Below are 13,193 nucleotides of genomic sequence, written 5' to 3'. Positions count from 1 at the left end.
CGGGCGTCGCCACCGCGGGCGCGTCAGACGTCGCGGCGTCCGGCGATTTCCGAGGGCAACTTTCAAGGGCAGCGGGTTTGAGTTACAGACGATCCGGTGAGTCGCGTGAGCAAGAACAACGTGGTCGAAGATTCGGGGGACATCGTCGCGGCGCTCGAGCCGGACGAGCGCGCGGCGCTCGAGGCGGCGGGCGTCGAGCCCGCGGTCGTTTCGAGCAAGGACTGTTCGTACCGGACGCTGCTGGACGCGGGCGTCGACGAGGCGGTCGCCGACTCGCTGCGCCGGCGCTTCTCGCTGCCGTGGTCGTTCGAGACCGACGGCGACCTCGACCGCCGGTCGGAGGAGGTCCGCGGCCTCGGCGAGGCCGAGCGCGAGTGGGTCGAGCGCAGCGCCGACGAGGACTGGCAGGCGTTCGAGCCGCCCCGGACGTCGGACCGCGACGACGACGCGAGCGAGGAGCGGCCGTGGCCCCGGCCGACCCCGGTGACGGCCGTCACGGGCGTCGGCCCCGAGAACGCCGAGCGGCTGGCGGAGGCCGGGATCAACTCGGCCGAGCGGCTGGCGACCGCCCCCGCCGCGGAGGTGGCCGATGCGCTCGACCTGAACGTCCTGCACGTGCGCACGTGGCGGCACAACGCCCGCGAACTCGTCGATTGAACCGGACATCGAGGCCTCGAACGCCGTTCGTTTCTCGCCGCGGTCGGTCGAACGAACTATCTTTCGCCCCCGAGCGACCGGTAACCGGAGGGATTTACTACTCTAAGAAGTATTTTTCATGGGCCCGGAGCGCCAAAAATATATAGCGCGCCGTTGGACCTACGACCAGATGATCCCGATCGACGATTCCCCGATCGTCCGCGACGGCAACGTGTTGATCCTGGCGATGGACCACGGGCTCGAACACGGGCCCGTCGACTTCGAAGCGGTCCCGGAGAAGCTCGATCCGGCGACCGTCTTCGAGACGGCGACCCACGACGCGGTGACCGCGATGGCGGTCCAGAAGGGCGTCGCCGAGGGCTACTATCCGAGCTACGAGGACGACGTCAACCTCCTCGTCAAGCTCAACGGCACCTCGAACATGTGGATGGGCGAGCCGGACTCGGCGATCAACTGCTCGGTCGACTACGCGGTCGAACTCGGCGCCGACGCCGTCGGCTTCACCGTCTACAGCGGCTCGAACCACGAGGTCGAGATGTTCGAGGAGTTCCGCGAGATCCACGAGGCCGCCCGCGAGTACGACCTGCCGGTCGTCATGTGGTCGTACCCGCGCGGACAGGGGCTGAAAAACGACACGAAGCCCTCGACGATCTCCTATGCGGCCCGGATCGCCCTCGAACTCGGCGCCGACGTCGCGAAGGTGAAGTACCCCGGCAGCCGCGAGGCGATGGCCCACGCCTGCGAGGCCGCCGGCGACACGAAGGTCGTCATGAGCGGCGGATCGAAGACGTCGGACTACGAGTTCCTCTCGACCGTCGAGTCCGCCGTCGACGCCGGCTGCGAGGGGCTCGCCGTCGGGCGCAACGTCTGGCAGCGCGAGGACCCGACGCGGATCCTCGACGGCCTCGAGAAGGTGATATACGGGGGCGAAACCGCCGACACGGCCCTCGAGGGGTGACCGTGTCCGACACCGCAACCGCGACCGCAGCGGCCGACTCCACCGTCGACGCCGTCGTCTCGACGGTCGCCCGCTCGGCCACCGAGATCAGGCGCGGCCTCGTCGGCCGTCGCGGCGACGTCGACGAGGAGAACCCGAGCGGCGAGACCCAGGCCGAGGCCGACCTCTGGGCCGACGACCTGCTCGCCGAGCGACTCACGGCGATCGACGGCGTCGCCGAGTACGCAAGCGAGGAGCGACCCGAGGTCGTCGACGCCGGCAACGGTCGCTTCGGCGTCGCCGTCGACCCGCTCGACGGCTCGTCGAACCTCAAGTCGAACAACACGATGGGGACGATCTTCGGCGTCTACGACGCGCCGCTGCCCGCGAGCGGGCGCGACCTCGTCGCCGGCGGCTACGTCCTCTACGGGCCGATCACGACGATGGCCGTCGCCGACGACGACGGCGTTCGCAAGTACGAACTCACCGACGAGGGGGCGTCGCTCGTCGAGGCGGACGTCACCCTCCCCGACGACCCGCTCGTGTACGGCTTCGGCGGGCGCGTCCCGGACTGGCCCGAGGACTTCCGCCGGTACGCCCGCGAGGTCGAGTCCGACCCCGAGATGAAACTCCGCTACGGCGGCGCGATGATCGCCGACGTCAACCAGGTGCTCACCTACGGCGGCACGTTCGCCTACCCCGGCCTCGAATCGGCACCGAACGGAAAGCTCCGCCTGCAGTTCGAGGGCAACCCCATCGGGTACGTGATCGAGCAGGCGGGCGGGCGCTCCTCGAACGGCGAGCGGTCGCTGCTCGACGTCGAACCGACGGAACTCCACCAGCGGACGCCGCTGCACGTCGGCAACGAGTCCCTGATCGACCTGCTCGAGGGGACCCTCGGGTAGCTCACGCGCCGCGTCCGCTCCACGGCGCCGTCACCAGCACGTAGGCCGCGATTCCGAGGACCAGCAGCGCGTAGAACCCCCAGCGGGGCCAGCCGGTCGCGAGGAACAGCAACGCGAGGAGGACCACCCACAGCGCGAGGACGAGCGCGTCGGTGAGGACGCGACCGACGGCGACCGCGGCGGCGCGCAGCGAGCGGAGCGTGGATTCCCGGGACATGGTCAGAAGTGGTAGCCGTACGTCTCGGCCAGCCGGTAGGCGGCGGTCCCCCAGATGTAGCTCTGCCCGGGCCACCACGTCCGGGCGTTGTTGAAACTGGCGACGAGGACGCCGCCGTCCGGCGCCTCGGGATCGGGGTAGTAGCTGACGGAGCCGCTGTCGCCGTCGGTCAGGTCGGACTCCTCGCCCCAGCGGAGTTGGCCGCGCCGGCAGACCTCGTCGGTGAAACACGTCACCGCGTCGATGCCGCTGATCCGACCAGTGGTGTGGCCGGTCCGCGCGGCGACCTTCTCGAGGTGGTCGCCGCGGGCGGCGACGTCGGCCAGCCCCCACCGGGTGAGTTGGCCGCGGACGCGAACCGGGCGGCCGGCCCGAATCGCCGCGGCCGCCCGGTAGGGGCCGGTCGCCTCGGCGGCGACGAAGTCCTCGACGGGGTGGTCGAACCGGACCTCGCCGGCGTCGAGGGTGTCGCCGTCGGCCAGCGGCACCGTGATCGGGTCGCCGCGGACGTCCGAGCCGTCGCCGAACGCGTGGCGGGCGGTGACGAAGAACGGCTTCCCGTGGTCCGGGTGGAAGAGCGCGGGCGCGAGCGTCGCCATGCTGGTCCTCGTCTCGCAACTGACCCCGCCGGGGACCCGCCCGTCGTCGGCGGCGTCGAGATAGCGGGGCTCGGAGAGTTTCGGGTCGTTCTCCATGTCCTCGACGTCTCCGACGTCGTCGATCGCCTCCACGTCGAGCGCGACGCCGCCGACGATCTCTTCGAGGGCCTCCCTGACGTCGTTGACGTCCGCGGAGACTTCGACGGTGAGTCGGGCGCCGCCCCGGTCGTAGTCGCCCGGGACGACCGCGCTACCGAGGTAGCCGGCGAGCCCCCGGTCGGCCAGCGCCTCGTTCACCTCGAAGGCCTTCGAAACGGCCGCGTACCACCTCGCAGGGACGCTCTTCGTCCGCCGCGTCACCGACCACGGGTCGTCCTCGTCGTGGACGAGCGCCGTCACGACCTCCACCTCGCCGTCGGCGCGCAGGACGTCCTCGACGCCGAGCAGTCGCGCCACCCCGAGCGCGTAGCCCGTGCCTGCCGCCGCCCGGAGGAACTCCCGGCGGTCGGGGCCCTCCGCGAGGCGGTCGCGAACCGTCGCTACACCCCGGTCGTCGGTCCGGGGCGGGTCGCTGTCACGGGACATGGATCGGGTGGCGTCTCGGCGGGCGTCGAACGAGTACTGTAAGCCATCGTTCCGTCGACACCTGAATTGCGGGCTGGCAGTCGACGGGTCGACGCCGTCCGGGCGGCGATCGTGATGGACTCCTTACGAACTGTAACCCGAGCCTTCTCCGGGTCGCGGCCGCGGCGAAAAGGGAAAACGGTTTTTGATCCGGTCTCGCAGAATTTGCCATGAAGGTTCGTATCGCGTCGGGCGCCTCCGACGACGAGGCGTCGGCGATCGCGGCGGCGCTGGCCGAACACGTCGGCGCCGAGGTCGAGGTGTACGTCGGCGACGGCGACGAACCGGTCGCCATCCGCGCCCACGAGGGCGAGTCGGGCGCGAGCGCCCCGGCCGGCGCGGGTGCCGGCGCCGGGAGCGAGGCCGACGGGGACCGCGGGCCGACCGACCGCGAGCGGCGCCTGTGGGAGGAGATCGAGGAGATCCTCGAGGGCGGCCCCGAGAAGTACAAAGAGCAACTCCCCGAGGAGGGCAAACTGTTCGTCCGGGACCGACTGGACCTCTGGTTCGACGGCGAGGACGGCGCGCTCCGGTTCGAGGACGGCAAGTTCGCCGAGTTCGACGCCGACGACCGCCTCCCCGCCGACGGCCTCATCACGGGCGCCGCCACCTTCGAGGGGCGGGACCTGCACTTCATGGCCAACGACTACACCGTCAAGCGGGGGAGCATGGCCGCGAAGGGCGTCGAGAAGTTCCTCCGGATGCAACAGCGGGCGCTGAAGTCGGGAAAGCCCGTCCTCTACCTGATGGACTCCTCCGGCGGGCGGATCGACCAGCAGACGGGCTTTTTCGCCAACCGCGAGGGGATCGGCAAGTACTACTACAACCACTCGATGCTCTCCGGCCGGGTCCCCCAGATCTGCGTCCTCTACGGGCCCTGTATCGCAGGCGCGGCTTACACGCCCGTATTCGCCGATTTCACCATCATGGTCGAGGGGATGTCCGCGATGGCCATCGCCTCCCCGCGGATGGTCGAGATGGTCACCGGCGAGGAGATTAGCATGCAGGACCTCGGCGGCGCACACGTCCACGCCAGCGAGTCCGGATCGGCCGACCTCGTCGCCGAGGACGAAGAGCACGCCCGCGAACTCGTCGCGGACCTGATCGGCTTCCTGCCGGACAGCGCCGACGAGAAACCGCCCCGCGCCGAGCCGACCCCGCCCGCGAAGTCGCCCGAGGGCATCGACGCGGTGATCCCACAGCACCCGAACCGCGGCTACGACATGGTCGACGTGATCCGCCGGGTCGTCGACGAGGGTTCGTACTTCGAACTCAAACCCGACTACGGCGAGGAGATCGTCACGGCCTACGCGCGCATCGACGGCCGACCGGTGGGCATCGTCGCCAACCAGCCGGCCCACCGCGCGGGCGCGATCTTCCCCGACGCCGCCGAGAAGGCCGCCGAGTTCATCTGGAAGTCCGACGCGTTCAACGTCCCGCTGCTGTACCTCTGTGACACCCCCGGCTTCATGGCCGGTTCGCAGGTCGAGCAGGACGCCATTCTGGAGAAGGGCAAGAAGTTCATCTACGCGACGTCGTCGGCGACGGTGCCCAAACAGACGGTGATCGTCCGGAAGGCCTACGGCGCGGGCATCTACGCGATGGGCGGGCCCGCCTACGACCCCGAGAGCGTGATCGGGCTCCCCTCCGGCGAGATCGGTATCATGGGCCCCGAGGCGGCGATCAACGCCGTCTACGCCCGCAAGCTCTCGGAGATCGACGACGAGGACGAACGCGCGGCGATGGAACAGCAGTTACGCGAGGAGTACCGCGAGGACATCGACGTCCACCGGATGGCCAGCGAGGTCGTCATCGACGAGATCGTCCCGCCGAGTACCCTCCGCGAGGAACTGACGAACCGGTTTGCCTTCTACGAGGACGTCGAGAAGGACCTCCCGCGGAAGAAACACGGGACGGTCCTCTGAACCGGTCGGCGGGCCGTAACCACGCTGTAACTCCCCTCTTCTCGCGGTAAGCGCCGCCTCCGTCGGAGTACGACCGTCTTACCGCCCGCGCCGACCGCCCCCGGAGCCGCTACCCGTGGCATAACAATACCCACTTCGCGTGAAGCGCCGAGCGCGGCCTGTCACACGCTCTCTCGGGCGCGGCGTCGCGGGTCGGCGCCGCGAACCGGTTCGACTCCGGTGGGGCGGCTATGGGTACGGGTTCCGACGGTACGCGCTCGCAGGCCCGGCTCCGGCCTCGGTTCGGGAGCGGCCGGATGGACGCCCGCGAGCGTGGCCTGTGGCTGCTCGTCGCCGTCGCGCTCGCCGGCGACGTCGTGACGACGTTTCTCGGGCTTCGGCTCGGACTGGCCGAGTCGAACCCGATCGCCAGAGGCGCGATCGACGGCTGGGGGATGGCCGGGATGTTCGCACTGAAGGGACTCGCGGTGGCCGTCGCGGTCGCCTGCCGGCCGATCCTCGACCGGGAGTACCGGCCGATCGTCCCCGCCGCGCTCGCGCTCCCATGGCTGTTCGCCGCCCTCGTCAACGTCTACTCGATCTCGGCGGCCCTCTGACTCCGCGAACGGGACGTCCGGCGGACGCCCACGGCACAGACGCCGTTCGAGCCAGTCGGTCCGTCGGTCGGGAACGAGGTCGGTCAGCGGTCGTGGAAGGTGACCTCGACGTCCTCGTCGGTCGCGCTCTCGCGCCACTCCTCGTGTGAGACGCTGTAGCGGTAGACGTCGACCGGGTCGCCGTCCTGAAGCCGCCAGTTGCGCAGCAGGCCGTCGCGGCCGCCGCCGTGGGCTTCGGTGTACGTCTCGATCGCCCGGTTGGACTTCTCGTTGTCGACGTGTGCGGTGATCGCGACCAGTTCGAGGTCGAGACGCCCGAAGGCGAGTCCCATGAACGCCGCCGCGCGCTCGCCGGAGTAGCCCCGCCCCCAGAAGCGCTTGCGGAGCCAGACGCCGAGGGTCATCGTCCGCGTCTCCCAGTCGACGCCGAAGCCGGCGATGCCGGCGATCTCGCCCGCGCCCGGGTCGCCCTCGCGGGGCCGGATCAGGTACGACCCGCCCTCGTGGGACTCGCGCTGCTCGGCGACGCCCTCGACGAATTCGAGGGTGTCCCGCGGCGTCTCGTGGGGGTCCCACGCCAGGTACCGCGTGATCTCGTCGATGGCGGGATCGGACGAGCAGACCTCGTACAGTTCGAAGACGTCGACGGTCCCGGGACGGAGGGCTTCGAGGCGCAACCGGTCGGTCTCGATCGTCTCGGGGAAGAGATCCGCCATGATCCCGTCGACGAAGGGAGGGAGGAAAACTGTGCCGGTGCCGTGTGGGGCCCCGACAGGGCCGACTCAGCGGCCCCGTTCGAGGGCGCGCCGCCAGCCCCGGACGTGCTCGAGGACGGCGAGCCACTGGTCCCGGCTCCCGGGCACCGTCGCCGACGAACCGCGGTCGCGCTGGGCGTCGAGTCTCGCCCGCACGCGCGCCGGATCGTCGACGTTCCAGAAGGTCAGCGCCGCCCCGCCCGCGGGGTCGATCTCGACGGTTCCGTAGTCGAACAGCCGGCCGGTCGCGTCCTGCTCGAACGTGGTGTTCTGGATCCGATCGATCCCGAGGACTCGAACCGAGAGACCGAGGACGCCGGTTTTGACGGCGATTCGCCGGTCCGTGATCAGGAACGTCGTTCGCGACACCCGGGCGTACCGCCACCCCGCCGGGAGCCAGAGGACGGGAAGCCAGATCACGCCCCACGAGGGGAGGCCGCCCGCCGCGACGGCACCGAGGACCGCGACCGTCCCCAGGAGCGCGACGGCGACCCAGGGGTAGACGGTCTGGATCCGCGGCCCGCCGCGCCAGCGGATCTCCTCGTCCGCTTCGAGCGCGAGCCACCCGAGGTCCCGGCCGGTCGTCGGGTCCCGCGGGTCGATCCGGCCGTCGTCTCTCATCGGTTCGGCCGGCGATCGCTCTCCTCGCCGGCGGGCCGCCCGCCGTTCGCGGCACGCGCCGGCCCGGTCTCCGACTCCTCGACCGCCTCGCGGATGGCGCGGAGTTCGGTGAGGATCTCCGCGAGGACGTCGTCGGTCGGCCGCTCGTCGCCGCGCCCGCCCCGCGGCCGATCGACGAGGTCGCTGATCTGCCGCTGGACCGCCCGCGGGTCGGGAACGGCGTCGAACGACAACTCGACGCCGGCCCCGCCGGCGGTGCTGACGTCGACGGTCCCGTAGCCAAAGCGGGTTCCGAGCGCGCTCTGGGAGTAGGAGATGTCCTGTATCTTCCCGTGCTCGATCCGTTTGACGCCGCGGGAGAAGACGCCGGTCTTCCTGTACAGCGCGTGGGTCGTGACGACGTAGTGGGTGTTCGTCACGCGGAGGTACTCCCCGAGGACGATGAAGATGCCGATCAGGACGATCGAGAGCGGGATGCCGATCAGGAACGCGGGAACGAGCGTTCGGCGGTCGGGACCGCTCGCCCAGACGATCTCCTCGTCGTCTTCGAGGGAGAGCCACTCCAGGTTCGCGGAATCGATCTCGGACGCCGTCATTCCTCGGCGTCCTCCGGCGTCGCGTACTCGCGTTTCAGCGAGAGCACCGTCCGGTCGAACTCGCAGACGAGGTCGTCGTCCTGGTTGAAGACCTCGACGTGCATCGTGACGACCCCGCGCTCGCCGTCGCTGGTCTCGCGCTTGTCGGTCACCGTCGACTGGACGCGGATGGTGTCGCCGTGGAACACCGGCGACGGGTGCTCGACGTCGTCGTACGAGAGGTTGGCGACGATGGTCCCGTCGGTCGTCTCGGGGATCGAGATGCCGACGGCCAGCGACATCGTGTAGAGGCCGTTGACGAGGCGCTCGCCGAACTGGGTGTCGGCGGCGAACTCGCCGTCTATGTGCAGCGGCTGCTGGTTCATCGTCATGTCACAGAAGCGCTGGTTGTCGCTCTCGGAGATCGTCCGCCGACGCTCGTGTTCGATGGTCTCGCCGACCTCGAACTCCTCGTAGTAGCGTCCGGTCATGTGTCGGACCTCGATCCCATCGGGAATAATCCCGGCGGTTCGGGTCGGGGTCGCCCGCGGAACGTTGCGAGCCGCGCGGGCACCGCGCCACCGGCGTCGTCCCCCGTCCCGAGTCCGAGGGCGGCAACGACGTCCCGACCGCGACGACGCGTTCGGCCGCCTCGACGAGGCCGAGGCGCTGCACCCGTCGGGATCGAGGGCGGGGAGACGCCGCCGGAGACGTACCCGTGGGAGTGTCGTCCGTCGGCCTCACTCCACCAGCCCGTCGTCCGCGCCGACGCCGCGCTGGACCCAGATGGTCTTCGCGTTGACGAACTCGCGGATGCCGTGGCGGGCGAGTTCGCGGCCGTACCCCGAGTCCTTGACGCCGCCGAACGGGAGCCGCGGGTCGGACTTGACGAGTTCGTTGACGAAGCAACAGCCCGCCTCGAACTCGCGGGCGAAGTCCTCGCCGCGTTCGAGGTCCCCGGTCCAGACGCTCGCGCCGAGGCCGAACCGGGTGTCGTTGGCCGTCTCGAGGGCGTCTTCCTCGTCGTCGACGCGGAAGACGGTCGCGACGGGGCCGAACAGTTCCTCGGTGTCGGCGGGCGACCCCTCGGGAATCCCGGTCAGCACCGTCGGCGGGTAGAACGCCCCCTCGCGGTCCAGCGGCTCGCCGCCGAGTTCGACCGTCGCCCCCTGCTCGACGGTCTCCTCGACCTGCTCGGCGAGGGACGCCAGCAGGCCCTCCCGGGCCTGCGGCCCGACGTCGGTGTCCTCGTCGGTCGGGTCGCCGACGCGCTGGGCGTCCATCGCGGCGACGAACCGCTCTTTGAACTCGTCGTAGACGTCGTCGACGACGACGAACCGCTTGGCGGCGATGCAGGACTGCCCCGAGTTGAGCAGGCGCGCCCGTACGGCCTTCTCGACGGTCCGCTCCAGCGGCGCGTCGGCGAGGACGACGAACGGGTCGCTCCCGCCGAGTTCGAGGACGGTCTTTTTCAACTCGCGCCCGGCGGTCTCGGCGACCGATCGGCCGGCACCGCTGCTGCCCGTGAGGGTGACGCCCGCGACGCGGTCGTCCGCGATCACGTCGTCGACCTCGTCGGAGGAGACCAGCAGCGAGGTGAACGTCCCCTCGGGGAAGCCGGCCGCCGCGAACACCTCCTCGATGGCCCGCGCACAGCCGGGGACGTTCGAGGCGTGTTTCAGGAGGCCGACGTTGCCCGCCGCGAGGTTGGGCGCGGCAAACCGGAACACCTGCCAGAACGGGAAGTTCCACGGCATGATCGCCAGCACCGGCCCGAGGGGCTGGTAGGTCACCAGCGTCCGCGCGTCGGGTTCGCCGGCGACCACCTCGTCGGCGAGGAACGCGGGGGCGTACTCGGCGTAGTACTCGCAGACCCACGCGCACTTCTCGACCTCCGATCGGCTCTGGTCGATCGGTTTCCCCATCTCGCGGGTCATCAGGTCGGCGTACTCGGCGGCGTTCTCCCGGAGGACGTCGGCGGCCCGCCGGAGCGGGCGCACTCGCTCGGCGACCGGCACCGCCTTCCACTCGGCGAACGCCTCGCTCGCCCGGTCGAGGCTCTCGTCGAGTTCGGCCGTCGACTCGCGCTCGTACGTCTCGATGACCTCGCCCGTCGCCGGATTCACGCTCTCGATGGTCACGCGGGAACGGACCACGAACGACCGCTTAAACCCGGGGTCGCCCTCGCCGGCCGTGCAAGTATTGCACGAACCGCCGCCGAGTAGCAAGGGTTATGAACTGTTGTGAACAACTCCGATCGAATGCGCCGACGGCACCCCGAATTTCGCGGGCCGAGCCGTCGGCCGGGTTTCGCCGCCGACCGTGTCACTCGTTCGCACGGGCGACGCTCACCACTCTACTATGGCAACCGCTGAACCCACGTCCGAACCCACGGAAGAGACAGCCGTCGAGACCGCCCGCCGCCAGCTCGAACGCGCCGCCGCGCACCTCGACGTCGACGAGGGGGTCCTCGAACGGCTCCGCCACCCGGACTCCGTCTACCGAGTCGCCATCCCGCTCGAACGCGACGACGGGTCGACGGAGGTCCTCACGGGCTACCGCGCCCACCACGACGACGTCCGCGGCCCGTACAAGGGCGGCCTGCGCTACCACCCCGACGTCACGGAAGACGAGTGCGTGGGCCTCTCGATGTGGATGACCTGGAAGTGTGCCGTGATGGACATCCCGTTCGGCGGGGGCAAAGGCGGCGTCGTCGTCGACCCCAAGGACCTCAGCGCCGCCGAGAAGGAGCGGCTCACCCGCCGGTTCGCCGAGGAGCTCCGGCCGGTGATCGGCCCGATGACGGACATCCCGGCGCCGGACATGGGCACGGACCCGGAGACGATGGCGTGGTTCATGGACGCCTACTCGATGCAGGAAGGCGAGACCGAACCCGGCGTCGTCACCGGCAAGCCGCCGGTCGTCGGCGGGAGCGCGGGCCGCGAGGAGGCCCCCGGCCGGTCGGTCGGCATCATCGCCGAGAAGGCGATCGAGTACTACGACTGGGACGTAGCGGAGACGACCGTCGCGGTCCAGGGGTTCGGCAGCGTCGGCGCCAACGCCGCGCGCTACCTCGACGAGGCCGGCGCGTCGGTCGTCGCGGTCTCGGACGTCGACGGGGCCATCTACGACCCCGACGGCCTCGACACGAACGACGTCGAGGACCACGACGAGACGCCGGGGATGGTCTCGGGGTACGACGCCCCCGAGACGCTCACCAACGAGGAGTTGCTCACCCTCGACGTCGACGTGCTCGTCCCGAGCGCGGTCGGCAACGTGCTCACCGCCGAGAACGCCCGCGACGTGCGCGCGGCGATGGTCGTCGAGGGGGCAAACGGCCCCACGACCTCGACGGCCGACAGCATCTTCGAGGAGCGTGGCGTCCCCGTCATCCCGGACTTCCTCGCGAACGCCGGCGGCGTCACCGTCTCCTACTTCGAGTGGCTCCAGGACATCAACCGCCGGTCGTGGTCGCTCGAACGCGTCAACGAGGAACTCGAGGCGGAGATGCTCCGCGCGTGGGACGCCGTCCGCGAGGAGTACGAGGCCCGCGACGTCACCTGGCGCGACGCCGCCTACATCGTCGCGCTCTCGCGGATCGCCGAGGCCCACGAGACCCGCGGCCTCTGGCCCTGACCGCGGCGGCGTAGTCGACTCCGTTCCCGTCTTCGGGCCATCACCGCCCGTCGCGGACGTCCACCGCTGCGCGCCCTCACACCGGGAGGGAGGCGCTCGACCACGCGAACGCGGCGGCCTGTCCGCCGATCACGAGCGCGACGCTCGCGGCGCCGAGCCACCGGACTCGACGGCGGAGGTGCCGTTCCGCTCGGTCGACGGTCCCGGGGACGACCACCGGCGCCGGCGCCCCCGCGCCGTCGGTCGCCGCCTCCGCGCCCGGAGCGGCCCGCGAGGGCGCCCCCGCGGGCGGCCCGCCGTCGATCACGACCGTCCCGTCCGCCGCGCGCCGCGGCGTCCCGACGACGGTGACGGGGCGGTCGGCCGGGAGTCGTTCCTCGATCACGCGCAGCCGTTCGTCCCGGGCGTTCGGGTCGGGGAGGTCGGCCCGCCGGTCGAGCAGCGTCTCGAACGCGGGCGGCAACGGCTCGTCGGGGTCCGCGCTCGCCGCGGCCGTCTCGGTCTCGAAGCTCCGTTCCGGGCGTGGTTCGATCCGGAGGTCGACGGCGTCGGTCTCGAACGCGAACGGGACGGCCTCGGCGCCGGCCGCGACGGTGTCCCACACGGTTCGGTGAGCGAGCCGACCCCGCTTCTGGAGCGTCCACTCGACGGAGACGGCCGCCTCGCCGGAGGCCGGCCCGGTCGGCGGCGCCTCGACGGGGACCGGCACCCCGGAGAGAGCGACCGGCGACGCGTCCGGGTCGGCCGACGGGCGCACCGCGTCCGGCGTCGTCTTCGTCGCCGCCCGGAAGCGCGCGTACTCGTCGCGGGTCGAGACGGAGACGAGGAGGAAGAACGCCCCGACGGAGTACAGCGCCAGGCCGATCCCGGAGGCCGTGTCCTCGACCGACGCCCCGAACGCGAACGGGACCGCGAGCCCGACCACCCAGAGGCCGTAGGCCACCCGCCCGAGCGGCGCCGGGAGGTCGACCTCGCTCGTAACCCGTTCGATCCTGTCCGGGTCCATCCGTGCGACCGCGACGGTGAGTCCGACGACGAGCGCGATCACCCCCAGCGCCGACCACAGTCCCATGGACCCGACGCTCGTACGGCCAACACTTAACTGTTCTGTACTGTACACGATCGTGATACGTCGGCCGGCCGTCC

13 protein-coding genes and 1 pseudogene are annotated in these 13,193 nt (G+C 70.8%); 6 read left to right on the top strand and 8 right to left on the bottom strand.

Features of this window, described 5'->3' with window-relative positions:
• Positions 1-147 precede the first annotated feature (147 nt).
• The 3 genes and pseudogenes from NKG98_RS18685 to NKG98_RS18675 all read left to right on the top strand — a co-directional run.
• Positions 148-657: pseudogene (locus NKG98_RS18685) on the top strand (DUF7409 domain-containing protein); the annotation flags it as partial.
• A gap of 169 nt (positions 658-826) precedes the next feature.
• Entirely contained in the window at positions 827-1,615 is a 789-nt protein-coding gene (locus NKG98_RS18680) for a class I fructose-bisphosphate aldolase (protein WP_254767636.1), read from the top strand.
• A gap of 2 nt (positions 1,616-1,617) precedes the next feature.
• Positions 1,618-2,499: a class 1 fructose-bisphosphatase gene (locus NKG98_RS18675; RefSeq protein WP_254767635.1), complete on the top strand. Its 882-nt coding sequence runs from the start codon at positions 1,618-1,620 to the stop codon at positions 2,497-2,499.
• A gap of 1 nt (position 2,500) precedes the next feature.
• On the opposite strand, the gene NKG98_RS18670 is transcribed toward NKG98_RS18675, so the two are convergent.
• A complete protein-coding gene (locus tag NKG98_RS18670; RefSeq protein ID WP_254767634.1) occupies positions 2,501-2,716 on the bottom strand; it encodes a DUF8119 family protein in 216 nt (71 codons plus the stop codon).
• Between the two features lie 2 nt (positions 2,717-2,718).
• The gene (locus NKG98_RS18665; RefSeq protein WP_254767633.1) at positions 2,719-3,900 is read right to left on the bottom strand and encodes a hypothetical protein; all 1,182 of its coding nucleotides are present in this window, start codon (positions 3,898-3,900) and stop codon (positions 2,719-2,721) included.
• A gap of 209 nt (positions 3,901-4,109) precedes the next feature.
• Between NKG98_RS18665 and NKG98_RS18660 the strand changes: the two genes are divergently transcribed.
• Positions 4,110-5,864: an acyl-CoA carboxylase subunit beta gene (locus NKG98_RS18660; RefSeq protein WP_254767632.1), complete on the top strand. Its 1,755-nt coding sequence runs from the start codon at positions 4,110-4,112 to the stop codon at positions 5,862-5,864.
• 296 nt (positions 5,865-6,160) lie between these two features.
• Entirely contained in the window at positions 6,161-6,460 is a 300-nt protein-coding gene (locus NKG98_RS18655) for a DUF5658 family protein (RefSeq protein ID WP_254769502.1), read from the top strand.
• Positions 6,461-6,543: 83 nt separating this feature from the next.
• Here NKG98_RS18655 and NKG98_RS18650 read toward each other — a convergent pair whose 3' ends face one another.
• The 5 genes from NKG98_RS18650 to NKG98_RS18630 all read right to left on the bottom strand — a co-directional run bounded on the left by NKG98_RS18650 (position 6,544) and on the right by NKG98_RS18630 (position 10,552).
• Entirely contained in the window at positions 6,544-7,176 is a 633-nt protein-coding gene (locus NKG98_RS18650) for a GNAT family N-acetyltransferase (RefSeq protein ID WP_254767631.1), read from the bottom strand.
• Between the two features lie 66 nt (positions 7,177-7,242).
• Entirely contained in the window at positions 7,243-7,836 is a 594-nt protein-coding gene (locus NKG98_RS18645; protein WP_254767630.1) for a PH domain-containing protein, read from the bottom strand.
• The gene (locus NKG98_RS18640) at positions 7,833-8,432 is read right to left on the bottom strand and encodes a PH domain-containing protein (protein ID WP_254767629.1); all 600 of its coding nucleotides are present in this window, start codon (positions 8,430-8,432) and stop codon (positions 7,833-7,835) included. Before NKG98_RS18640 ends, NKG98_RS18645 begins: the two co-directional genes overlap by 4 nt.
• On the bottom strand, positions 8,429-8,902 hold the full coding sequence (locus NKG98_RS18635) for a MaoC family dehydratase (protein WP_254767628.1): 474 nt from the start codon (positions 8,900-8,902) through the stop codon (positions 8,429-8,431). Before NKG98_RS18635 ends, NKG98_RS18640 begins: the two co-directional genes overlap by 4 nt.
• Positions 8,903-9,151: 249 nt before the next feature.
• Positions 9,152-10,552, bottom strand: coding sequence for an NAD-dependent succinate-semialdehyde dehydrogenase (locus NKG98_RS18630; protein ID WP_254767627.1), 1,401 nt, complete (start codon positions 10,550-10,552; stop codon positions 9,152-9,154).
• 220 nt (positions 10,553-10,772) lie between these two features.
• Here NKG98_RS18630 and gdhB point away from each other — a divergent pair, with 220 nt between their 5' ends.
• The gene (gdhB, locus tag NKG98_RS18625) at positions 10,773-12,047 is read left to right on the top strand and encodes a glutamate dehydrogenase GdhB (RefSeq protein ID WP_254767626.1); all 1,275 of its coding nucleotides are present in this window, start codon (positions 10,773-10,775) and stop codon (positions 12,045-12,047) included.
• A 76-nt stretch (positions 12,048-12,123) separates the two neighbouring features.
• Here the strand turns inward: gdhB and NKG98_RS18620 are convergent, their stop codons facing one another.
• Positions 12,124-13,119, bottom strand: coding sequence for an E3 ubiquitin ligase family protein (locus NKG98_RS18620; protein WP_254767625.1), 996 nt, complete (start codon positions 13,117-13,119; stop codon positions 12,124-12,126).
• Between the last annotated feature and the right edge of the window lie 74 nt (positions 13,120-13,193).

Source organism: Salinilacihabitans rarus (assembly GCF_024296665.1).
GTDB lineage: Archaea > Halobacteriota > Halobacteria > Halobacteriales > Natrialbaceae > Salinilacihabitans > Salinilacihabitans rarus.
This window is presented reverse-complemented; position numbering and strand designations above follow the sequence as displayed.